Origin of the sequence: Flavobacterium croceum DSM 17960 (assembly GCF_002917885.1) — a bacterium.
In the GTDB taxonomy this organism is placed as follows: Bacteria; Bacteroidota; Bacteroidia; order Flavobacteriales; family Flavobacteriaceae; genus Flavobacterium; species Flavobacterium croceum.
On record NZ_PQNY01000003.1, the window covers coordinates 93,112 to 115,627 of the forward strand.

A 22,516-nucleotide genomic window follows, 5' to 3' on the forward strand; every position below is an offset into this window, starting at 1 on the left:
AAATGCTTCCGATGTTTTCGGAAGCATTTTTTTATAAAAGTTTGTTGTTTTTTGCTTTTTGTATTGCTTCTAGTTTATTGTGCACTTGTAGTTTGGTATATATGTTTTCTACGTGCTTACGGATAGTGCCTGTAGAAAGAAATAAATTTTCGGCTATTGTATTGTATTTTAAACCTTTGCTTAATTGTTCCAACACTTCTATTTCACGATTGGTAAGAACAATTTCTTCCGTTTTGGTGTCTTCAAAAACAATTGGATTTCGTAAAAGTTTCAACGTTTTAAGGGCAATAGAAGGTGTCATGGCAGCTCCGCCCGAAAGAGTATCTTTTATGCCATTGTATAATTCTTGCGGATTTACTTCTTTTAAAAAATAACCATCGGCACCTGCTTTTATAGCATTAAATATATTTTCATCGTTGTCAAAAACAGTAAGCATAATTATTTTTATCTGCGGATATTTATTTTTTATATTTTGTGTAGCTTCAATACCATTCATAACAGGCATTTCAATATCCATTAAAATTAAATCAAGATGATGGCTTTTTTGCAATTTTTCTAAAATATCTTGACCATGAATAGCTTTTACTTTGATTTCTACATCTGGAAAAAACATTAATTTATCTTGAATCGCTTTTTGCAAAAACACATTATCATCTACTATTGCTACTCTAATCATATTGTTGCTATTTTGGCAAATTTATTTCTATTTGTGTTCCTTTGTTTAGTTGAGATTTTATAGAAATATCTCCTTGTATTTCTTCTATTCTCTTTTTCATATTTAGTAAACCATTCCCTAAATTGGCTTGTTCTATATCAAATCCTAATCCATCATCTGTAATACGAATAACCAGTTTCTCTTGTACACTACCTATTGTAATATTTATATGGTTGGCTTGTGCATATTTTATAGCGTTATTTGTGGCTTCTTGTATGGTTCTATACAGGTTAATTCCTTGTAATGAGCTCAATTTTGTTTGCTTTAATTCTGTACTGATATCTAGTTTAAATACTATATTTTGTTTTACCGACTGAGCTTTTTCTATAAAATTATAAATTCTTGCACTTAAATCGTCAAAACTTATTTCTTGCGAATTCATAGCCCAAATAGTATCGCGCAATTCTACCATAGTCGTTTTGGTAAAATCGCTAATTTTTGTGAGATGATTTTTTATAGCACTATCTATATTTGGAAAACCAAATTTTAAATTCTCTACAGAAGAAATAATAAATGTAAGCTGCGAACCTATATTATCGTGCAAATCTCTAGAAATAGCAAGTCTTTGCTCTTGCAATTTATTTTGAGTTTCAATATGCGCAATAGCTTCTTTAAGGTCAAACTCTTGTTTTTGTTGGGTGTTTTTTAATGTTTGCTGCCTGTAAAGCAAAACACTTATTATAGTAATAAATATGGCTAACATACTTAGTCCTGCTATAGTATTTGTTTTCGCTTTGTTTTCGGCTTCTTTTTTAAGTAGTAATTTTTCTTTTTGTACTGTTTGGTATTTTGTTTCTAGTTCTGATGTTTGCTTTAATACTGTAGCTTTAAGTTTTTCATCTTTTAAAATGGTGTACTTATTAAAATAATATGCGGTACTATCTTTATTATTTTGATGAAGGTAAATCCATGTTAGCTTTTTGTAGGTTTCTACCAAATATCTATCAGAACCATATTCTTGATGCACTTTTTTTATCTGCAAAAGCAATTTTTTTGCCTCATCATACTGCTTTTTATTGATTAATTCTTGAGATTTTGATAGCTGTAAATTTGTTTTTTCTACTTCAGAGTTCAATTCTTTAAGCAATTTATCGGCTATTGCAAAACATTGTGCTGCATTGGCCGAATTTCCTTGTGCATTATGTAAATCGCCTAGTCGTTGGTTTAAAGTAGATATTCCTAAATTATCGCGGCAATCTTTGCAATTTTTTAAACTCTCTGTATAATATTTTAAAGCTTTTAAAGTATCTTTTTGATCTATAGAAGCATCACCTAGCGATAAATAGGTATGACATAAACCTTGCTTCATATTGCTTTTCTTGAGAAAAAAAGTTGATTCTTCAAGGTATTTTATGGCTTTAGAATAATTTTTCATTTCCATAAAAATCAATCCCAAATTGCCTTTAGTTAGGCTTGCAATAGTATCGTTTTTGTTTTCAAAATAAGCTATAGCTTCTATAAAATATTTTGTAGCAGGTATATAGTTTTGCTTGCTCGCATAGACATTGCCTAAATTAATCTTTGCTTTGGCAACGCCTTCAAAATCTTTAGTAGTTTGCCTTAATTGTATTGTTTTTTTGTACGCTTCTTCAGATTTTTTAAAATCTTCTTTTCTTAAATATACACCTCCTAAATTGGAATAGCATTGGGCTATAAGTATTGGTTTTTTTGTTTTTTGAGCAAAAATTAAAGCCTTGTTGCCATAAACTAAAGCAGAATCAAGAGAAACATCAATATAGTTCCAAGTCAAATCTGAATAGAGTTGTGTTGTTTTTTCTATACTACTGCTCGATTTTAATTTATGTTTTAATGAAGCTATTTCTTGCTGAAAGTTTTGTGCATAAACCAAACAAGTGCTTAAAAATACAATATAGAAAAGTTTTCTCATGGGTATTATATTGAATTTTTGTGTTCTAAGTTAAAAAAATTATTGCTTGTTTAATTCTTTGAATAGCATTTTTTGTAGCAAAAAAATTTCTCTACCTAGCATTTCCATTTCTTGTTGATACAAGATTTTGTATTGATAAGAAATAGTAATTTTTTGAGATAATTTTTCATGATTTTGCAATAAAGTTTGAACACTTTTTTGCAACTCAAGTATGTTTTTTTGATGCTGATTTTTTAGTTTACTATTGGTAAGATAAAGCTTGACACAAACTATAAAAAACAACACCGAAAATATTGCGAAATAAATTTCCATAAAAAAAGCCCTTAATTCAGTTACAAAATTGAATTAAAAGCTTTAATAGTACTATACGCAAAAATGCGTATTTAACCTGCAAATTGCTGAATACTTTTTTCTGTTTCTACGGCTTGCCCATTATAAACCAATTTCCAACCCATAGAACGAGTAACGATAAGTATCTTTGAAAGTTCGCTCACTAATCTATTTTTAGCATTAGATTTTAATGTAGATTTTTCTATTTTTTTAGCAAGATTTTCTTTGGCTATTTTATTTATTTTATTGTAGTCTTGACCTGTAAATTCATTAAATGTACTTTGATCTACATTGTAGTATTTAATATCTGGACTAATTTTGATTTCTTCTTCAGGAATATTGGTAATCGTTACTGTTTTTTGAGGCGCATTTATATCATATTTTACTTTGCTTAAATCAAAACTAACGGTTACATCTGCATTTATTACAACCAAAGCTTTTTTATCAAAAGATATAAAATCCATTAAATATTTTTTAGAATCTTTGTAGGTCATTACTTCCGAAAAGTGTCCTTCTGTTACGACTAATTTTCCTACATTTTTTATTTGTTCTTGTATTAAGGCTGTATCGTATTCTACAGATGAATTTTCTTTTTGTGTTTTTAATTGGTATACCAAATAAATGATTATGGCTATCAAAAGTAAAATAATAAATTTACCCGATAAACTTAATTTATTAATCAAATTGGTTACTGTTTTGTTGAGTTCGGTAGTATCTTGCTGTGCCATTTTAAAATTTTAAATGCGGAATTTTAGATGCTAATGTAGCTATTTTTTTTTCAATATTTTTTAGAAAATTTAAGTGCGTTTCGGTAGTAGGATTAAATGGTTTATGCTGGAGTGCTTTTTGTATTGCATCTATATCTTGCATAACTTTTATAGTCTCGGGCACAAAAAAAACAGCGGTAAATTTTTTCCAAATATAATCTACAGCAAGAGCATTGGGATGAAGCATATCTTTTTCAAAAAAACGATAATCTCGAAGTTCATCCATCACTATTTCATACGAAGGAAAATAATATATTTTTTGCTGATTTAGCATTTGGTAAACCGCAGAAAACAAATGAGCTTTACTTACATTATTTTCAAAAAAACCATCTTTGCTATGACGAACAGGAGAAATGGTAATAATACACTCAATAGTTGGGTTTATTGAGTGTATTAAGGCTATAGTATTTTTTAAACTTTGCGTTATTTCATCTACCGAAAGCAATTGCTTGGTAAACTCTTTTTGCGGAATCTTATGGCAATTGGCTACAATAGTATTTGATTGATTGTGGTGGTAAACCCAAGAGGTTCCAAGTGTAATAATACAATGCGATAAAGTGGTTAATTGATTGTGAGTTTCTACAATAATTTTGTTTAAAAATTGTAAAAATTGTTCTTTATCGGTGTTAGAATACTGCGAATGAACCTCAAAAGAATGCCATAAATCGTTGTGAAAAAAAAGGTCATTTTTTGTAAAATACTGTTTAAAAACAATTCTTTTCATTATTTTTTCTAATGAAACTGCATTAAAAATAATTCCAAACGGATTTATAATGGTTTTAAATTTAAAGTATTCAAATTTTGCTCCAATGTTTTCTGCAAAGCAAGAACCCAACAACAATAATTCTGAGTCATAATTAACCGTAGATGTTGGCTTTTGTATAAAAATTGGAGTAGTAAAATTCATATTTATTTTACGCTTTAAAAAGAGTATTATTCTTATTCTAACAAAAAATCCCAATAGTTTGCACTATAGGGATTTAAATAGTTTTATTTATCTTGTTTATTGATTATAAAAATATTGATATGTAGCACTCCAATTAGGATTTACTAAATCGGTATATACTTCCAATAAGGGCATATTGTTTGAATTGTAAGTATATGTAGATGTATCATTTGTCACATTGTCTCTTTTAAGCATTATAGGGTTGTTAAAAACACCCGAGAAACCAACAATTTCTGAAGGTGTTTCTAAATCTAATTTTGAAAACCCAGTAACATTAATAAAAGGATTTGTTTTGCTGTCAAAACTAGTTTCTTGGGTCTCTGTATACTCGTTTGTTGTACCTGGGTCAAACACAACAGTCTTTTTATACGCTTGATTATTAAATAGATAAACAGTTCCTGTTGCTAAAACATCTGTTCCAGATTGTGTTATAAATGATACTGTATTGTTTGCATTATAAACATAATCTGTTATTTCAACCGTTGTTCCCTGAATATAAGTGCATTTTATCAACTTCAAATCTGTATTATATTCAAAATTTGTAGTTTCTGTTAAAACACCATTTAAAAAATAGGTCGATTTTGTTATTAAATCGTTTGTGTAAACATAATTAGTCTCTTCAATTGAATTTGAAGTAATCGTTGTCATTTTAGAGATTTTTGTCCCGTTGTATGTAAAATTGGTAGTTTCAATATCACCATTTGATAATGTCTCTATAATTTTTGTAACTAATACAGGCGTCGTTGGCGTAGGTGTGATTGGATTATTAGGGTTTTGACTGTTATTATTTGATGTTTCCAATAAACCATTATCAACAGGTTCTACGTTACAAGAAACAAAAAACAAACTTATAACAATCAAGAAATTTAAAACTCTTTTCATACTGATATTTACTTTTTTACAAATGTACCTAAATTATTGAGTTATTAGGTATTTAAGTTTAGTTTAAAAATGTTATTGCTTGGTCAAGAGCTTCTTTAATACCTGCTGGGTTTTTACCGCCAGCGGTTGCAAAAAATGGCTGACCGCCACCGCCACCTTGAATGTATTTGCCAAGTTCGCGTACAACCTGCCCTGCATTAAGTCCTTTTTGCTCTGCTAATTCTTTAGATATATAGCAGGTAAGCATGGGCTTGTCTTCGGTAACTGTAGCCAAAACCAAAAACAAATTATTTTTGTTTTGCCCCAATTCGTAAGCTAAATCTTTAGCGCCTGTAGCATCTAAATCTACCTCAACGGCTAAAAAGTCTACACCTTGTATATTTTGTATTTGTGAAGCTAATGTTCCCTTTAAACTTTTTGCTTTTTCTTTTAATAATGCCTCTACTTGTTTTTTGAGTTTGGAATTTTCATCTTGCAATGAAACTACCGATTTTACAACATCTTGTGGATTTTTTAATGCTTCTTTTACCGAAGCAATTAAATGCTCTTGATGTGCAAAAAACTCTTTTACAGCATGGTTTGTAATAGCTTCAACACGACGAATTCCTGCCGCTACAGCTCCTTCAGAAATTATTTTAAAATACCAAATATCTGCAGTGTTGCTTACGTGAATTCCGCCACATAATTCCATACTATCACCAAATTTAATAGCACGCACATTGTCGCCGTATTTTTCGCCAAACAATGCCATAGCACCTTCTTCAATAGCTTGTGCAAAAGGAATACTCCTTCTTTCTATTAAAGGCAAATGCTCTTGAATACGGGCATTAACAAAGTTTTCTACTTGCTGTAATTCATCATCTGTTACTTTTGAAAAATGAGAAAAGTCAAAACGCAAATAATTTGGAGCTACCAATGAGCCTTTTTGCTCAACATGGGTTCCTAAAACAGTTCGTAAAGCTTGGTGTAGCAAGTGTGTAGCCGAGTGATTACTAGCACATAGAGCACGTAATTTTGTATTAACTTTGGCTTGGAACGTAGCATTTAGATTTTGAGGTAATTGCTTCGCAAAATGCAAGATTAAATTGTTTTCTTTTTTAGTGTCTATAATTTCGATGGTTTCATTTGCTGAAACCAATGTGCCTTTATCGCCTACTTGCCCTCCTCCTTCTGGATAAAACGGTGTGCTATCTAACACTATTTGATACAATATTCCATCTTTTTTTGAGTCTACTTTACGAATACGTGTAATTTTTACTTCATTTTCGGTTTGATCGTAGCCTACAAATTGTTCTACATTGCCTTCAACCAACACGTTCCAATCTTCGGTAGAAACTTCGGAAGCGGCGCGAGAACGTGCTTTTTGTTTTTCTAATTCTGTATCAAATTCGGTTTCATTAAACGTATAGCCTTTTTCTTTTAATATTAAAGCCGTTAAATCTTTTGGAAAACCAAAAGTATCATACAATTCAAATACTTTTTCTCCTTTAACTTCATTTCCAGTTGTTTCAGCAACTACTTTTTCTAAAAGTTGTAATCCTTGCTCCAATGTTCTTAAAAAAGAAGTCTCTTCTTCACGAATTACTTGAGTTACCAAGTTTTGCTGTGTTTTTATTTCTGGGAAAAATGAGCCCATTTGAGTAGCTAAAACAGCTACCAGCTCATTGATAAAAGGTTCTTTTTTGTTTAAAAATGTAAATCCGTAACGAATGGCACGACGCAAAATTCTACGAATAACATAACCCGCACCTGTGTTTGATGGCAACTGTCCATCGGCAATAGCAAAAGCAACCGCACGCACATGGTCTACAATAACACGAATAGCAATATTGATTTTGTTTTGCTCTTGAGATTCTTCACTATCGTTCAGAATGACATTATTAGGTGTATATTTTAAACCTGTAATTTGTTCAATTTTCTCAATTAGTGGTGTAAAAACATCGGTGTCGTAGTTTGAAGTAACGCCTTGCATTGCCATACACAAACGCTCAAATCCCATACCTGTATCGACGTGTTGCGCAGGTAATTTTTCTAGAGAACCATCGGCTTTACGGTTGAATTCCATAAAAACATTATTCCAAATTTCTACCACTTGCGGATGATCGGCATTTACTAAATCTCTACCTGAAACTGCATTTCTTTCGGCATCTGAACGTAAATCGATATGAATTTCTGAACATGGACCACATGGACCTTGATCGCCCATTTCCCAAAAGTTGTCTTTTTTATTTCCTAAAATAATACGATCTTCTGCAACGTATTGTTTCCAAATATCAAAGGCTTCTTGATCAAAAGGAACATTTTCTGCTGGATTTCCTTCAAATACTGAAACATACAAACGGTCTTTATCAAGTTTTAAAACCTCGGTAAGAAATTCCCAAGCCCAAGCCAGTGCCTCTTTTTTAAAATAATCACCAAACGACCAGTTGCCCAGCATTTCAAACATAGTGTGGTGATAGGTATCAAAACCTACATCTTCCAAATCGTTGTGTTTGCCCGAAACACGAAGACATTTTTGGGTATCGGCAATTCGTTTGCTTTTTGGTGTTCCGTTGCCCAAAAAATATTCTTTAAACTGTGCCATTCCCGAATTGTTAAACATAAGGGTTGGGTCGTCTTTTAATACAATAGGTGCTGATGGAACGATTAAATGCTCTTTGCTTTTAAAAAAATCTAAATATGCTTTACGAATGTCTTGCGATTTCATGTGTTTTTGTTTACAGAAATTAAAATGGTTTATTCTTATAGCCCTGATAGCGCCAAATAGCTCGCAACGAAGTGAAGACTATGGGCAATAGCAGGAAAATGGACTACAAAAATGCCAAAAGTTTCGCTTCTAAAAAAATAAAATTAGATTTAGTTTGAAACATTTCTTAAATTTGTTCGTATAAGTGTATAAAGCACTTAGTTTTAGTTTGGAAATTCTATAAAATGGCAAAAAAAGTTAAGTATTATTATGACCCCGAAAGTTTGGCTTTTAGGAAACTAAAAACCAAAAAAAGAAAAAAAATAGGTTATATTTTACTGTTCTTAGTATCGTCGGCTTTATTTGGTTTTTTGTGTTTTGTTTTGTTTATGAATGTTCCATTTTTGGAAACTCCAAAAGATAAAATTCAGCATCGAGAAATAGAAAATTTGAAAATAAATTACTCGATTATTAAACGTAAATTGGATAATATTGACGAGGTTTTGACAGCTATAGAAGATCGCGACAACAACTTGTACCGGGTTTATTTTAACAGTGCTCCCATAACCGAGCAAAAACGTAGAGAGGGTTTTATTGATGCTCATAGGTATAAAGAATTGGAAGGTTTTAACAATTCAGACTTGGTAATTTCTACCACAAAAAGAGTAGACGAATTGACAAAAGCATTGGTTATCCAATCTAAATCGCTTGACGAAATATTGCGTTTGGCAAAATCTAAAGATAAATTATTGAGTGCTATACCTGCTATTCAACCTGTAAAAAATGAAGATTTAAAGCACATGGCTTCTGGGTTTGGTTATAGAAGTGATCCTTTTACAAAAGCAAGAAAAATGCACGAAGGCATGGATTTTACGGCACCAACAGGAACACCTATTTATGCTACAGGCGATGGCGTTGTGCGAAAGGCAGATAATTCGCTATCGGGGTATGGAAATCATATAGAAATAGAACATGGATATGGGTATTTAACATTGTATGCTCATTTAAGTAGTTACAAAGTAAGACCTGGACAACGCATAAAACGTGGAGATGTTATTGGTTTGGTAGGAAGTACAGGAAGAAGTCAAGCACCACATTTACATTATGAAGTTCATAAGGATGGTAAAGTGGTGAATCCTATTAATTTTTACTACGGAAATATATCGGCTGTAGAATATGTGGCTATCTCAAAAATTGCTAATCAAGAAAACCAATCGCTCGACTAATGCATATAGATTTACCTTCTGAAAAACTTTACTATAGTATAGGCGAAATTGCCGTAGCTTTTGACGTGAATGCTTCTTTAATTCGGTTTTGGGACAAAGAGTTTGATATATTAAAACCTAAAAAGAATGCCAAAGGAAACCGAATGTTTACAAAAGAAGATGTCAAAAATTTACAATTGATATACCATTTGGTAAAAGAACGAGGTTTTACACTAGATGGCGCTAAAACATATTTAAAAGATAATCAGAAAAAAACGTTAGAAAATTTTGAAATTATCCATAAACTAGAAACCATAAAAGCCGAATTATTAAAAATAAAAAATCAACTTTAGGTACGGTTTTTGTAAAAACAAACACAAATTAATATAACTTAAAAAACAAACACTATGAGAAAATTTTTGCCTTGGATTTTGGTAGGAGTCCTTTTACTATTCGGATATTTCTATTTTAAAGGAATTAACAACACTGCTGTTCGATTAAATCAAGATATTTCTGAAGCTTGGGGTAATGTTGAAACTGCATATCAAAGAAGAAATGATTTGATTGTAAATTTGGTTAAAACTGTACAAGGAGCCGCTGAATATGAAAAAGGAACTTTAGAATCTGTAATAAAAGCTCGTTCTGAAGCTACTAAAACAGTAATCGACCCTACAAATATTACTCCTGAACAACTCGATAAATTTAGTCAAAATCAAAGTGCATTATCTAGGTTACTAGTAACTGTTGAACAGTATCCTAGCTTACAAGCAAACGAAAACTTTAGAAAACTTCAAGATGAATTGGCTAGTACAGAAAATCAAATTTTAACGGCTAGAACACGTTTTAATGAGGCTGTTAAACCTTATAATAATCATGTAAGTGTTTTCCCTAATAATATTTTTGCTGGATGGTTTGGCTATAAAGAAAAACCATATTTTAAAGCTGAAGCTGGAGCTGAAAAAGCACCCGAAGTAGAATTTAACTTTGATAAAAACACCGAAGACAAAAAATAATGTCTAAAGTAGAAGCTTTTCTTACCCAAGAAGAAGAACAAGAAATTGTAGAAGCCATTAGACTCGCCGAACTTAATACTTCTGGCGAAATAAGAGTGCATCTAGAAAAATCTTCTGAAAAAACAGTATTACAACGTGCTATAGAAGTGTTTCATTGGCTTAAAATGGACGCTACTCAAGAGCATAATGGTGTGCTTATTTATGTTGCCATAAAAGACAAAACGTTTGCCATTTATGGCGACAAAGGCATACATGAAAAAGTAACCGATAATTTTTGGAATACTACCAAAGATGTCATGCAAAAACATTTTAGAGATGGTAACTTTAAAGAAGGATTGGTACAAGGAATTACAGAAGCTGGCAAACAATTAAAAATTCATTTTCCTTATCAAACCAATGATACAAATGAGTTGAGCAACGAAATATCTTTTGGAGAATGAAAAAATCTATCCTTTTTAGTTTCTTTTTGCTTCTAGTCTCGATTGCTGCAAAGGCACAATTTACAATACCTGAAAAACCTAGTTTTCAAACTTCGGTATACGACTATGCAAAATTGCTTAGTGATTCTGAAAAAAGCCAACTAGAACAAAAGTTAATTCACTATGCCGATACTACTTCTACACAAATAGTAGTGGTTACTATTGAATCGTTAAAAGGCGAAGATATTGGTTTACTCACTCCAAAGTGGGGACATCAGTGGGGTGTAGGAGGAAGTGAAAAAAACGATAACGGCGTTATGATTTTGCTGGCTAGAGATGAAAGAAAGATATGGATATCACCTGGCTATGGTGTTGAAGATAAATTAACCGCAGGTATTACAGGAACTATAGTAAGAAACGAAATCGTACCCGAATTTAAAGCAGGTAGTTATTACAATGGATTAGACAAAGGAACTTCTGCTATTATAGATGTTTTAAAAGGAACTTACAAAGGTACACGCCAAGAAAACAATAGTGATGGCAGTATTTTTCCGATAGTTGTTTTTATTTTTATATTCATCATTATTATCATCATTTTATCAAAAAGTAAAGGCGGTGGCAATGGTAATTCTGGTAGGTTTTCTGGGCCAGATTTAAGCGACATCATTATTTTAAGCCGTATGGGAAGAGGTGGAAGTTTTGGTGGTGGTTTTGGTAGTGGTGGCTTTGGCGGTGGATCTTCTGGAGGTTTTGGTGGCGGCTTTGGCGGCGGTGGCTTCTCTGGAGGCGGAGCTGGAGGTAGTTGGTAAATTCTAATTAATAATTCTATATAAAATATACTTATAAAAAAGGCTGCACTAATTTTGAGTGCAGCCTTTAAATTTTATAAAATATATATTTAAAACAAACCATTCAATTCGGCGTCAATTCTATTTATAATATCTCCTAAATCTTCTGGATTGTTTACAAAATCAATATTATCAACATCTATAATTAGCAGCTTGCCCTTGTTGTATGTTTGTATCCAAGCTTCATAGCGTTCGTTTAAACGGCTTAAATAATCTATAGAAATAGAATTTTCATATTCTCTACCACGCATATGTATTTGTTTCACCAAATTGGGTATCGAACTACGCAAATATATAAGTAAATCGGGAGCTTCTACCAAGCCTTCCATAAGTTCGAAAAGTGAGCTATAATTTTCAAAATCTCTATTGGTCATTAAACCCATAGCATGAAGATTGGGTGCAAAAATATGAGCATCTTCATAGATTGTTCTGTCTTGAATAATTTTTTTACCACTTTGACGTATTTGTAAAACTTGACGAAATCTACTATTAAGGAAATAAATTTGTAAATTAAAACTCCAACGCTCCATTTGATGATAAAAATCGTCAAGGTAAGGGTTGTCTACCACATCTTCAAAATGAGGTTCCCATTTAAAATGTTTTGCCAAAAATTTTGTTAATGTAGTTTTACCTGCTCCAATATTGCCCGCAACTGCTATATGCATTTTATTTTTTTATTTGAAAAGTTAGTATCTCTTGGTTTGTAAAAGTAGATAAAATTCCATTTTTGAGCCAAAGGTTTTTACCTAAAAAGTTATCCACATAAATATCTTGTATTTGTCTTTTTTGTAAGTTGTAATATACCATCTTCAAATCATCATAAAAAATTACATCATCAGTATTACCCAATATAATATGGCTTTGTGGATAAGGGTTTTCTAAATTATCTATTACTCCAAATCTATTTAGTGTATGCAGTTTATTCAACTTATCAAACCAAATAAAATAATTGTAGTTATTGGCATAATGTACAATATTATTTTCAATTGGATTGGAAATAAATCGATAGCTTAACGTGTTGTAATTAAGCAAACCTATTTTTTGTTGAAGTGTATCAAAAAACCAAAGCTCATTTTGACTCGATAGCCCTAAAAGAGATAGTAAAAGTGGCTCTTGCAATTGATTGAAGTTAATGGTTTTTATTTCATTAAATTGATTATCGAGTAAAACACAACTATTAAAATCGGCATAAAACACAACAATCAACAATGGATTAAGCGTATCTACACTAGAAATTTTTCCTAAAGAAACATTTTGATAGCTAAATATTTTATCGCTGGTTTTTTTGTATAAAATTGAAGCATTAGAATAGTAATAATTACCCAAAACATCTGTACCATAATACGTATCGGCTACTACTTTTACCGCATTACTTTGGTAATAATTTAGGTTTTGAGCCCAAGAAAATGAAATCAAAAAATAAAGCAGTACACTAAAAATAACATTCTTCATGTAGCTAATTTACAATAAAGTAAATATAAAAAATATATTGAGCGTGAATATTTTAACAATTTATTGGTAACAAAGCTTTTTACATTTAGACATATTTGTACAAAATATAAACATAATGAAACAGTTACCTATTTTATTGATTTTACTCTTATTTGTATCTGGAATTACTTTTGCACAAAAAGATTTTCAAGGAATGGCCGTTTATGAGTCTAAAACCAGCACTTCAGAGTTTAAAAGCAGACTTCAAGGCAATAAAGATATTACGCCCGAAATGCAAAAAATGATTGAAGAACGTATGAAAAAAATGTTTGAAAAAACATACATTTTACATTTTAATATGCAATCGTCAATTTACAAAGAAGAAGAAAAACTAGATACACCAGGACAGCAACAAGGAGGTTTTAGAATGATGAGTAACATGATGGGAGCTGGAGGAACTTATTATAAAAACATAAAAGACAAAAAATATACCGTAGATCGAGAGTTTATGGGTAAAGAATTTTTGGTAAAAGATACGCTCACCAACTACAAATGGCAAATGAGTGGCGAGACAAGAGAAATTGGTGGTTATATGTGCTATAAAGCCACAGCAGTAGTACCTGTAAGTAAAACAGATTTTAAAAATTTCCGACTTAAAAAAGAAGACACGAAAGAAAAAGAAAAATCTACAGAAGAAACAACAAAAAAGACAAGTTTTTTAGACGAAGTAGATATTCCAAAAGAAATTACCCTTACCGCTTGGTATACAACCGAAATACCTGTAAGCCAAGGCCCTGAAGGATATTGGGGATTACCTGGTTTAATACTAGAAGTAAACGATGGAAGAACCACCATATTATGTTCAAAATTAGTAATGAACCCTAAAGAGAAAGCCGATATTAAAGCACCCACCAATGGAAAAGAAATTTCTCAGAAAGATTACGACGAAACAGTTTTAAAAAAAATGGAAGAGTTTCGAGAAATGAATCAAGGGCAGGGAGGCAAACGTATGGAAATAAGAATGGGAAGATAGTTAATAACTCTAAACTACAAATAGCTTATAGCCTTGTCCTCTACAATTTATAATTTTAATAGTTGGGTCAAGGCTTAATTTTTTTCTCAATTTAGTTATAAATACGTCTAAACTTCTTCCATTAAAGAAATCTGCTTTACCCCATATTTTTGTTAAAAGTATATCTTTTTGTACAACTTCGTTAATGTTTAAGGTTAATAAATGTAACACTTCGGTTTCTCTATAAGTCATAGGTATACTTGTGCTTTCAAAATATAATTCTTGTGACTTGGTATGGTAAGTATAATTTCCTATTCCAATAATTTGAGGTTTAGAACTACTTCTTGCCACTAAAGCATTAATTCTAACAATTAATTCTTCTATGCTAAAAGGTTTTCGTATATAATCATTACCTCCCGCAGAAAATCCGTCAATAACATCTTGTGTTTGAGATTTTGCTGTGAGATAAATAATAGGAATGGTATGATTAATTTGTCTGATTTTTTTTCCGAGTGTAAAACCATCCATTTTGGGCATCATTACATCAAGAACCAAAACATCAAAGCTTGCAGAATAAAAAGCTTCTAAAGCATCATTGCCATTTTCTACAAGATGAACTTCAAATGCGCGTGTTTCTAAGCTTTCTTTTACTATTGTGCCTAGTGATTTTTCATCTTCGGCATATAAAATCTTAATTTTTTTCATACGGAATGCTTACTATAAAAGTAGTATCAATATTTGTAGATTGTAAAACAATTGTTCCTGCGTGTTTTTCTACAATTTTTTTTGCATAGTACAACCCAATGCCAAAACCTTTTACATCATGAACGTTTTTAGATGATATTCTGTAAAATTTTTGAAATATTCTATTGTGTTCATTTTTTGGAATTCCTGTACCATTATCTTTTACCTGTAAACACCATTTTGTTTTATTTGAAAATAAAGTAATATCTATTTTATTACCTCCATATTTTATAGCGTTTTCTAGCAAGTTACCGAACACATTCTTAAAATGGAATTTATCAATATCATCAAAAATATCATTTTCAATAGTACAGTTTAGTTGTTTAGTGTCTAGCAATAGGCTGTACTCTTGAATTACATCATGTAAAATGTTAGATACGTTTGTGTTTGCTAAGTTTAAACGTATAGAATTAGTATTTAAACTACTGGTTTCTAATATTTTTTCTACTATAGACTCTAGCTTTTTTAGTTGCTGATGAGCCATAGAAATATAACGCCTTTTTTTATCAGGATTATTATCGTTGTTAAAACTTATTATACTTTCTAGCGCTACCCCTACAATTGCTATTGGCGTTTTCAACTCGTGTGATACATTGCTAATAAAATCATTTTTTATTTGGTCTAGCTGTTTTTGTTTACGAATAATGTTTCTTAAATAAACTATACAAAGTATTACTGCAATTGTACTTATAATAGAGAATGATATGATATAAGTATTCTTAATAAAAGAATTCATCAAAGTAGATTTGTATCTAAACTCAACATTTTTCTTTGTTAAACCAAAAGTATTATCGAGTTTAATTTTATTGGAAAAGACAGCGACTTTAGTATCAAATGTATTAGTAGATGAATTGTAAAGTTTTAGTATTGAATCGTTTTCGCGGACTATTATTTGATAATCAATAGTATTACATAAACCAGCAATACCCTTATTTATGTTTGTTATCAGTTTTCGATCATCTATAGTAATTGCAATAGTATCAAAAACAGTATTTACAACTTCTTTTTTAGGCTTTTCAATCTTTAAATTGGATTTATTTACATTATTTACTTTTTTATCATTAGAATCTATTGTGATGGTTATGTTACTAATAGTTATTGGGCTATTTATTTTACTACCAAGTTTTAATTTTTTAGTAGGATTATAACTTTCTTTTTTAATACTTTTAGAATAAACACTATCTGAATAAACAAAAACTTTATTAGAAAATTTGTCTTTTTTAAACGCTTCTAATCCTACATCCAAAATACTTTTATCGATAACATTCTCTATTTTTAGTTGTATATTTTCTAGAGTTTTCTTGCTGTCTTCTTCAAAGTATTTGTTTATCCAAAAAAACTGAATAAAAACTATAGATACGAGTACAATAACTGTAATCCAATTTATAAAAGAAATTTTTTTTAAGGTCATGTAATAGCATTTATCTTTATTAGCCAACGCAAGCAAGTTTATTACTTACTGTAATTTTATAAATATTGTACTCAAAGATAATTAGATTATACCTCAACATACAATCATTAACACTCATTAACACTACTTAACCTTTGGTTTAAAAGTCATTTATTTACTTTGCCTAATATAACATGAAAAATAATTTATTATGAAAAGTAAACGAACACTTACCGTTCTATTGATGCTTGTTTCTGTATTTGTTTTTTCTCAAAAACTACAGGGGATTGCCTATTATTCATCAAAAACTCAAATGAAGAATATTAAAATAGAGAGCAAAGATTTTACAGGCGAAATGCAAGAAAAAATGCAAAAAGAATTAGCCAAAGCTTTCGAAAAAAATTATATTCTGCAATTTGACAACCATGAATCTGTTTATAAAGAAGAGACAACATTGGAAAAACCATCTCCCAATCAAAATCAAATAGCAATTGTATTTTCAAATGGAAATGGAAGCACCTTATATAAGAATACTAAAAAACAAGTTTATATAGCTGAAGAAGATTTTTTTGATAAAGAATTTTTAGTTAAAGATTCATTGAAATCTTATCATTGGATTTTAGAAAAAGATCAAAAAATGATAGGCGAATATTCGTGTCACAAAGCAAAACTTATAATTCCTGTATCAAATAAAGAAAAAAACGATTATGAAGCATACAAAAAGAAAAAAGACGAAGGAAAATTAAGTTTTTTTCAAATGGAAGAACCCAAAGAAACAGTTATAGAGGCTTGGTATACTCCCGAAATCCCTATATCAAATGGCCCAGAAAAATACTGGGGTTTACCAGGGTTAATATTAGAGTTACACGAATCACAAACGACTTATATTTGTAATAAAATTGTTTTAAATCCTACCAAAAAAATTAAGATAGAAGAGCCTACTACTGGTAAAAAAGTAACACAAAAAGAATTTGAGGGTATACAAGAAAAAAAACTAAAAAGTATGATGAATGAAAACGGAATTATTGAAATTAGACAATAATGTTTTATCAAATTTAACAATGTATTCAGTAACAATTTACCCTTTTTTTTGTCAAATACTAAATTAATGTACACACAATGAACAAAATTTTATCATTTTTAATATTTTTTATATCAAGTCAAATTTACGCTCAATCCATTAAAATGGAGGGCATTGTAAGCGAAAAAGGAACAGGTATTTTGGAAATGGCAAATGTAGTAGCCCTAAATACAGCCACCAAAGGCATGGATGCCTATTGTATTACCAATGACAAAGGAAGGTATGTACTGAATTTAAAAACTAATACTTCATATAAAATAAAAGTAAGTTATATAGGTATGCAAAATAAAGAGTTTGTAATAGAAACAAGTACTACAAATATTTCTCAAAACATCATTTTAGAGCAAGCGTCTAATACTCTTAATGAAGTAGAAATTGTACGCGAAATGCCTGTTTCTATAAAAGGAGATACTCTTATTTACAATGCAGATTCTTTTAAAGTAGGAACAGAAAAAAAACTTGAAGATGTACTTAAAAAACTTCCAGGTGTTGAGGTCAATGCCGACGGAGAAGTAGAAGTAGAAGGCAAAAAAGTACAAAAACTTATGGTAGAAGGCAAAGATTTTTTTGATGGCGACACAAAATTGGGCGTAAAAAACATACCTGCCGATGCTGTAGACAAAGTACAAGTATTGCGCAATTTTAGCGAAGTAGGCGCCTTAAAAGGAGTAGAAAACAATCAAGATAATCTTGCTATGAATATTAAACTAAAAGAAGGTAAAAAAAACTTTTGGTTCGGTGATATTTCAGCTTCTACAGGAGTAGCTCACAAAGAAGAGCGCTATATTGTAAACCCAAAAATATTCTACTACTCTCCAAAATACAGCTTGAATGTTATTTCCAATTTTAACAATGTTGGCGAATTACCACTTAGCATGCAAGATTATTTTAAAATGACTGGAGGTTTTAGAAATGTAATGGCAAAAGGTGGAAGTACTTTTAATGTTTCTTCCAACGATTTAGGTTTTTTGCTTATGCGAAACAATAGAGCCAAAAATATAGACACAAAGTTTGGCGCAGCCAATTTTTCATTCAACCCATCAAAGGCAATGAATATAAGTGGTTTTGGAATATTTAATTCTTCTATTACCGACATACAAACCAATAGTCAAACTACTTATTTAGCCAATAATGCTCAACAAAACAACGAAGTAAACACACACCAAAAAAATAATTTTGGATTGCTAAAATTAAGTGCTAGCTATAAACCAAACACAAAATTACAAGTAGATTACGATGTATTGGGTAAACTTTCCAACCAAAATGAATATGGTAATCTATTTAGACAATCTATTACTAATTCTGTATTAAATAATGAGACTATTTACACCAATAAAACGCAAAAACCTAGCTCTATAAATCAAAACTTAGGTACTTATTATACATTAAGCGACAAACATATCTTTGCTTTTGAAGCTCAACACTTATATCAAAATGAAGATCCATTTTACAACGCCAACTTACAAACCCAACCATTTATTTTAACCGATTATATATCGGGGCAATTGCGAAATAACATCAATCAAAATAGAATAGTTACTACCAATAAAATAGATACCAAGCTAGATTATTATTATGTATTAACACCAAAAAGCAATTTGAATATTACTGTTGGAAATACAAATTCTCACCAAAATTTTAGCAGTCATATTTTTCAAGTATTAGACAACTCATTGGTCAATAATTTGAATGCTCCAGAAAACAATAATCAGGTAAAATACAATTTTAATGATGTGTTTATGGCAATGCACTACAAAATTTTGTGGGGTAAATTCACCTTTAATCCTGGTGTAAGTCTGCATTACTACACCATGAACAACCAGCAATTGGCAACCGTTTTTTCACGTAATTTCACACGTGTTTTACCCGACTTTTTTGCTTTATATCAAATAAAAAAATCGCAATCTTTAACTTATAATTTTTCATTAAATAACAATTTTACAGACATTAACCAATTGGTAGAAGGTGCTATAGTAAGAAGTTACAGTAGTTTATTTCGAGGTAACAGAAACTTAGAAAATTCGCTTTCGCAAGTACATTCGCTACGTTATTTTAAATACAATATGTTTAATATGGAAAACATATTTGCCAATGCTACTTATACCAAACAAGTAGATGCTATAAAATCTATAGCCAATTTTAATGGCGTAAACCAGTTTGCAACACCTTACAATTCTAATTTTGCCGACGAATCATTCATGGCAATGGGGCAATACGGACGCTCATTTTTGAAATATTATAAAGGTTCTCTAAGTGCAAATGTTTCATGGAATAAATTTTACAACATCATTTCGGGATTAAATAATAGCACCGAAAGTTTTACTCAAAATTATACTGCAAAAATTGCAACCAATTTTAAACAAATTCCTAATATAGAATTAGGTTATACATATATATTGAATAAAAACTCTACCGCAAAATTTTATACCGATAAACCTTTTGCTCGCTTAGATTACTTCTTTTTAAATGGATTTGCATTTGTAGCCGAGTATGAATTTTACCATTATTATACAACAGACAAAAAAGTAAACAACGAATATGATTTTTTATCATCGAGTTTAACCTATCAAAAAAAGGATAGTAAATGGGAATATAAAATTTCAGCTACAAATATATTAAACACTAAGTCTTTAAATGACAACGGTTTTAATCAATTTGCTATATCAAATTCGCAATATTTTGTACAACCTCGTTATGTATTGTTTGGATTAAAATACAATTTATAACGGTGTAATTATATTATAAGTTTACTATTTTAACAAACCTATACTTTTGTAACCATTTTCACGTTTATAATTGTATATTTAAACATTAAAATAGTAAACTTTTATTTTTTATGAACTTCAAAATTTGTTTAGCACTTACACTTTTTTCGAGTTTTATTTTTGCTCAAGAAAAGAAAATTAAAAATGGAGATTATATTCTTCAAGAAACCAATGGACCAAGAATTAATTTAAAAATTGAAGACAATCAATTTTCGTTAACTTATATATTGGGTACTTATGAAATAAAAAACGATTCTCTTTATTTTAAAACAGAAAACGACGGAAGACCAACCTTTTTATTGGATTTTTCTGGTGACAATTCAAAATCGAAAACCATTTCTATTAAATTAGATTCCAATAGATTTCGATACAATACTTTTAATAAATACATTGGTTTTCAAGAAACGCCTACTTCAGAAATAAAATATCAAACTTTTGCAGAAGCATTTCATATCGAAGATGAAGACTATAGAGAAACAAACCCCATTTACAGTGCAGAATTTGATAAAGCAGCCTTTATATATTTTGTAGAAGAAAGCTATAAAGAAAGTATTGTTGAAAAATATGCTATTCCACAAAATACTACAAATATTTCAGTAGGATATTCTACCAGTTTTATGAAATCTATAAAATTAAAAGGATATTATGATGAAAAAGAAAATTCTGTAGTGATTACCGAAGGTAGAAAACCGATAAAATTTATAGAAAAAACCAATCTTCCTGAAACTAAAAATAGCATTTTACCTATTGAAGTTACAAACCCTAAAGTCTTTTCGTATGTAGGCAAAAAATCTAACCCGTACGACGATTATGGTGTAGAGGTAGATACTGTAGCTGTTTCAGAAATAGATGGCGATTACAAACCTCCCTACACTTTTAAGCATACCAAAATCGGTTCGTATAAAGAAGGTATTCAAACACTAGAAAAAGGATCGAAATATTTGGTTGTAGTACTTGACAATTCAAAAGATGCAAAAGATAGTTTTGATGAATTTATAAAAGATTCCGAGCAATCTATATCCAACCAAATGTATGATGGATATGATGCAGAAATGGATAAATTTAATTTCTATCTAGCCAACACAAAACAAGATAAAGCATTGTACGATAAATATGCTAAAAAAGGTGTAGAAATTCTATTTTTTAATAAAAATAACACCTTGCTTTATCATACAAATGGTAATTTGAATGCTAATGACGAATTGTTTTCTACATGGAGTAGTTTTTATGATGGGTTACAACAACTAGATAAAAAAGAGCAATTGGACAAAATATTATCTAATAAAAAAGTTAGTTTAGAAGAAACCAAGAAAGCATTAGCCTCTTTAGATGCGGCACATAATACTCCAGAAAATGTTGTTGAAGACTATGCAGTACCACCACCAATACCTGTTAAAACAATAAGTGTAGAAGATAAAAGCGGAGACCAAGAACAACGTGAAAATATTGATAGAGCTGCAATAGCTGCCGCCGTTGCCGTAGATAGTGCTGCAGCAGAAGTGTACTCCAATAATTATGATTTTAGAGACAAAGAAAACATCTATAAACTAAAAGCAGAAAAATCTTTGGTAGCGAGCAAATGGAATCAAATTGCCAACCAATATTTAAGCACAGGCAATTACGACAAAGATTTTGCAATATTGGCACTACGTGAACTAGAATATGGTGTTGTAGAAAATCTTTATGATGAAAACAAAAGTTATCAAACATCAGACAAAAAATATGTAGAGTACTTATTAAAACATAGTACAAGTATTTTAAATGAAGACCCAAATGATTTGAAGTATAACACTATGTTGAATAGTTTAAACCAATACTTTCAACGTAATTTATACGCTCAAACTGTATCAGAAACAGACAAAAATGCTATTTTAAATGATTATAAAAATTTCATAAAATTGTCTGGAAATACGTATCAAAGTGTTTCAGATTTGTTATACTTCTTAGAAGATAAAGATAGAGCACAATATTTTGAAGTTTATGAAGAATTTTACAATTCTATAGTAAACAATAAACAATCGATTATTGAAAATCTAGACCAAAAATTTTCAATAGAAGGCACACATCAATCTTGGGACTATTATAAAGAAAGTGTTGGTAGTTTATCAAACAATGTAGCATGGAAAGTGGTAGAAGATAGAAATCAGAGTTATTATTCTAAAGCTTTATCATGGAGCGAGTTATCTTTAAAACTAGAACCAAAATCGCATTATTCGATAGACACTTATGCCAATTTACTGTATTTAAATGGACAAAAACAAAAAGCAATAGAAACAGAACAAAAAGCAATAGATTTGGCTAAGAAAATTGACAAAACCTACAGTACTAAAGAGTATGAAAGTGTTTTGGAAAAAATGAAAAATGGCACATATTAAAAACAAAAATGGCAGTCTA

20 protein-coding genes are annotated in these 22,516 nt (G+C 30.4%); 9 read left to right on the forward strand and 11 right to left on the reverse strand.

Translation table 11 applies throughout. The features are described from left to right. Positions 1 to 31: 31 nt before the first annotated feature. The 7 genes from Q361_RS02980 to alaS form a co-directional block, all read right to left on the reverse strand. A complete protein-coding gene (locus Q361_RS02980) occupies positions 32 to 676 on the reverse strand; it encodes a response regulator (RefSeq protein ID WP_103725233.1) in 645 nt (214 codons plus the stop codon). 7 nt (positions 677 to 683) lie between these two features. Then, positions 684 to 2,603: an ATP-binding protein gene (locus Q361_RS02985; protein ID WP_103725234.1), complete on the reverse strand. Its 1,920-nt coding sequence runs from the start codon at positions 2,601 to 2,603 to the stop codon at positions 684 to 686. Between the two features lie 39 nt (positions 2,604 to 2,642). Beyond that, complete coding sequence (locus Q361_RS02990; protein WP_103725235.1) at positions 2,643 to 2,915, reverse strand: hypothetical protein; 273 nt, start codon at positions 2,913 to 2,915, stop codon at positions 2,643 to 2,645. A 71-nt stretch (positions 2,916 to 2,986) separates the two neighbouring features. Then, on the reverse strand, positions 2,987 to 3,661 hold the full coding sequence (locus Q361_RS02995) for a DUF4230 domain-containing protein (protein WP_103725236.1): 675 nt from the start codon (positions 3,659 to 3,661) through the stop codon (positions 2,987 to 2,989). Between the two features lies 1 nt (position 3,662). Then, complete coding sequence (locus tag Q361_RS03000) at positions 3,663 to 4,607, reverse strand: GSCFA domain-containing protein (protein WP_103725237.1); 945 nt, start codon at positions 4,605 to 4,607, stop codon at positions 3,663 to 3,665. A gap of 96 nt (positions 4,608 to 4,703) precedes the next feature. Then, positions 4,704 to 5,528: a hypothetical protein gene (locus tag Q361_RS03005; protein ID WP_103725238.1), complete on the reverse strand. Its 825-nt coding sequence runs from the start codon at positions 5,526 to 5,528 to the stop codon at positions 4,704 to 4,706. Positions 5,529 to 5,586: 58 nt separating this feature from the next. After that, positions 5,587 to 8,235: an alanine--tRNA ligase gene (gene alaS, locus Q361_RS03010; RefSeq protein WP_103725239.1), complete on the reverse strand. Its 2,649-nt coding sequence runs from the start codon at positions 8,233 to 8,235 to the stop codon at positions 5,587 to 5,589. A 224-nt stretch (positions 8,236 to 8,459) separates the two neighbouring features. On the opposite strand from alaS, the gene Q361_RS03015 reads away from it, so the two are divergent. The 5 genes from Q361_RS03015 to Q361_RS03035 are packed head-to-tail and all read left to right on the forward strand — an operon-like array spanning position 8,460 to position 11,660. Then, positions 8,460 to 9,440 carry a M23 family metallopeptidase gene (locus Q361_RS03015; RefSeq protein ID WP_103725240.1) on the forward strand — a complete coding sequence of 327 codons (981 nt, stop codon included), beginning with the start codon at positions 8,460 to 8,462 and terminating at the stop codon, positions 9,438 to 9,440. After that, the gene (locus Q361_RS03020) at positions 9,440 to 9,772 is read left to right on the forward strand and encodes a MerR family transcriptional regulator (protein ID WP_103725241.1); all 333 of its coding nucleotides are present in this window, start codon (positions 9,440 to 9,442) and stop codon (positions 9,770 to 9,772) included. Before Q361_RS03015 ends, Q361_RS03020 begins: the two co-directional genes overlap by 1 nt. Positions 9,773 to 9,826: 54 nt before the next feature. Then, entirely contained in the window at positions 9,827 to 10,432 is a 606-nt protein-coding gene (locus Q361_RS03025) for a LemA family protein (protein WP_103725242.1), read from the forward strand. Then, positions 10,432 to 10,872, forward strand: a complete 441-nt coding sequence (locus Q361_RS03030; protein WP_103725243.1) for a TPM domain-containing protein — start codon at positions 10,432 to 10,434, stop codon at positions 10,870 to 10,872. The genes Q361_RS03025 and Q361_RS03030 overlap by 1 nt, the downstream gene beginning before the upstream one ends. After that, on the forward strand, positions 10,869 to 11,660 hold the full coding sequence (locus tag Q361_RS03035) for a TPM domain-containing protein (protein WP_103725244.1): 792 nt from the start codon (positions 10,869 to 10,871) through the stop codon (positions 11,658 to 11,660). The genes Q361_RS03030 and Q361_RS03035 overlap by 4 nt, the downstream gene beginning before the upstream one ends. An 89-nt stretch (positions 11,661 to 11,749) precedes the next feature. Here Q361_RS03035 and Q361_RS03040 read toward each other — a convergent pair whose 3' ends face one another. Together Q361_RS03040 and Q361_RS03045 are read right to left on the reverse strand one after the other, a co-directional pair. Continuing rightward, positions 11,750 to 12,364, reverse strand: a complete 615-nt coding sequence (locus Q361_RS03040; RefSeq protein WP_103725245.1) for a deoxynucleoside kinase — start codon at positions 12,362 to 12,364, stop codon at positions 11,750 to 11,752. 1 nt (position 12,365) lies between these two features. Continuing rightward, a complete protein-coding gene (locus Q361_RS03045; protein WP_103725246.1) occupies positions 12,366 to 13,151 on the reverse strand; it encodes a hypothetical protein in 786 nt (261 codons plus the stop codon). A 115-nt stretch (positions 13,152 to 13,266) separates the two neighbouring features. Between Q361_RS03045 and Q361_RS03050 the strand changes: the two genes are divergently transcribed. Next, on the forward strand, positions 13,267 to 14,163 hold the full coding sequence (locus Q361_RS03050; protein WP_103725247.1) for a GLPGLI family protein: 897 nt from the start codon (positions 13,267 to 13,269) through the stop codon (positions 14,161 to 14,163). A 9-nt stretch (positions 14,164 to 14,172) separates the two neighbouring features. On the opposite strand, the gene Q361_RS03055 is transcribed toward Q361_RS03050, so the two are convergent. Both Q361_RS03055 and Q361_RS03060 read right to left on the reverse strand, forming a co-directional pair. After that, a complete protein-coding gene (locus Q361_RS03055) occupies positions 14,173 to 14,847 on the reverse strand; it encodes a response regulator transcription factor (RefSeq protein ID WP_103725248.1) in 675 nt (224 codons plus the stop codon). Then, complete coding sequence (locus tag Q361_RS03060; protein ID WP_103725249.1) at positions 14,834 to 16,297, reverse strand: sensor histidine kinase; 1,464 nt, start codon at positions 16,295 to 16,297, stop codon at positions 14,834 to 14,836. The genes Q361_RS03055 and Q361_RS03060 overlap by 14 nt, the downstream gene beginning before the upstream one ends. A gap of 190 nt (positions 16,298 to 16,487) precedes the next feature. Here Q361_RS03060 and Q361_RS03065 point away from each other — a divergent pair, with 190 nt between their 5' ends. The 3 genes from Q361_RS03065 to Q361_RS03075 all read left to right on the forward strand — a co-directional run bounded on the left by Q361_RS03065 (position 16,488) and on the right by Q361_RS03075 (position 22,497). Beyond that, the gene (locus Q361_RS03065) at positions 16,488 to 17,318 is read left to right on the forward strand and encodes a GLPGLI family protein (protein WP_103725250.1); all 831 of its coding nucleotides are present in this window, start codon (positions 16,488 to 16,490) and stop codon (positions 17,316 to 17,318) included. Between the two features lie 77 nt (positions 17,319 to 17,395). Then, positions 17,396 to 20,083 (forward strand): carboxypeptidase-like regulatory domain-containing protein, encoded by a 2,688-nt coding sequence (locus Q361_RS03070; protein WP_103725251.1) that lies wholly within the window; start codon positions 17,396 to 17,398, stop codon positions 20,081 to 20,083. Between the two features lie 110 nt (positions 20,084 to 20,193). Next, positions 20,194 to 22,497 (forward strand): hypothetical protein, encoded by a 2,304-nt coding sequence (locus Q361_RS03075; protein WP_103725252.1) that lies wholly within the window; start codon positions 20,194 to 20,196, stop codon positions 22,495 to 22,497. Positions 22,498 to 22,516 lie beyond the last annotated feature (19 nt).

Coding starts and splice junctions, on each gene's coding strand:
- Q361_RS02980 (WP_103725233.1), bottom strand. CDS start 676: ATGATTAGAGTAGCAATAGTAGATGATAATGTGTTTTTGCAAAAAGCG.
- Q361_RS02985 (WP_103725234.1), bottom strand. CDS start 2,603: ATGAGAAAACTTTTCTATATTGTATTTTTAAGCACTTGTTTGGTTTAT.
- Q361_RS02990 (WP_103725235.1), bottom strand. CDS start 2,915: ATGGAAATTTATTTCGCAATATTTTCGGTGTTGTTTTTTATAGTTTGT.
- Q361_RS02995 (WP_103725236.1), bottom strand. CDS start 3,661: ATGGCACAGCAAGATACTACCGAACTCAACAAAACAGTAACCAATTTG.
- Q361_RS03000 (WP_103725237.1), bottom strand. CDS start 4,607: ATGAATTTTACTACTCCAATTTTTATACAAAAGCCAACATCTACGGTT.
- Q361_RS03005 (WP_103725238.1), bottom strand. CDS start 5,528: ATGAAAAGAGTTTTAAATTTCTTGATTGTTATAAGTTTGTTTTTTGTT.
- alaS (WP_103725239.1), bottom strand. CDS start 8,235: ATGAAATCGCAAGACATTCGTAAAGCATATTTAGATTTTTTTAAAAGC.
- Q361_RS03015 (WP_103725240.1), top strand. CDS start 8,460: ATGGCAAAAAAAGTTAAGTATTATTATGACCCCGAAAGTTTGGCTTTT.
- Q361_RS03020 (WP_103725241.1), top strand. CDS start 9,440: ATGCATATAGATTTACCTTCTGAAAAACTTTACTATAGTATAGGCGAA.
- Q361_RS03025 (WP_103725242.1), top strand. CDS start 9,827: ATGAGAAAATTTTTGCCTTGGATTTTGGTAGGAGTCCTTTTACTATTC.
- Q361_RS03030 (WP_103725243.1), top strand. CDS start 10,432: ATGTCTAAAGTAGAAGCTTTTCTTACCCAAGAAGAAGAACAAGAAATT.
- Q361_RS03035 (WP_103725244.1), top strand. CDS start 10,869: ATGAAAAAATCTATCCTTTTTAGTTTCTTTTTGCTTCTAGTCTCGATT.
- Q361_RS03040 (WP_103725245.1), bottom strand. CDS start 12,364: ATGCATATAGCAGTTGCGGGCAATATTGGAGCAGGTAAAACTACATTA.
- Q361_RS03045 (WP_103725246.1), bottom strand. CDS start 13,151: ATGAAGAATGTTATTTTTAGTGTACTGCTTTATTTTTTGATTTCATTT.
- Q361_RS03050 (WP_103725247.1), top strand. CDS start 13,267: ATGAAACAGTTACCTATTTTATTGATTTTACTCTTATTTGTATCTGGA.
- Q361_RS03055 (WP_103725248.1), bottom strand. CDS start 14,847: ATGAAAAAAATTAAGATTTTATATGCCGAAGATGAAAAATCACTAGGC.
- Q361_RS03060 (WP_103725249.1), bottom strand. CDS start 16,297: ATGACCTTAAAAAAAATTTCTTTTATAAATTGGATTACAGTTATTGTA.
- Q361_RS03065 (WP_103725250.1), top strand. CDS start 16,488: ATGAAAAGTAAACGAACACTTACCGTTCTATTGATGCTTGTTTCTGTA.
- Q361_RS03070 (WP_103725251.1), top strand. CDS start 17,396: ATGAACAAAATTTTATCATTTTTAATATTTTTTATATCAAGTCAAATT.
- Q361_RS03075 (WP_103725252.1), top strand. CDS start 20,194: ATGAACTTCAAAATTTGTTTAGCACTTACACTTTTTTCGAGTTTTATT.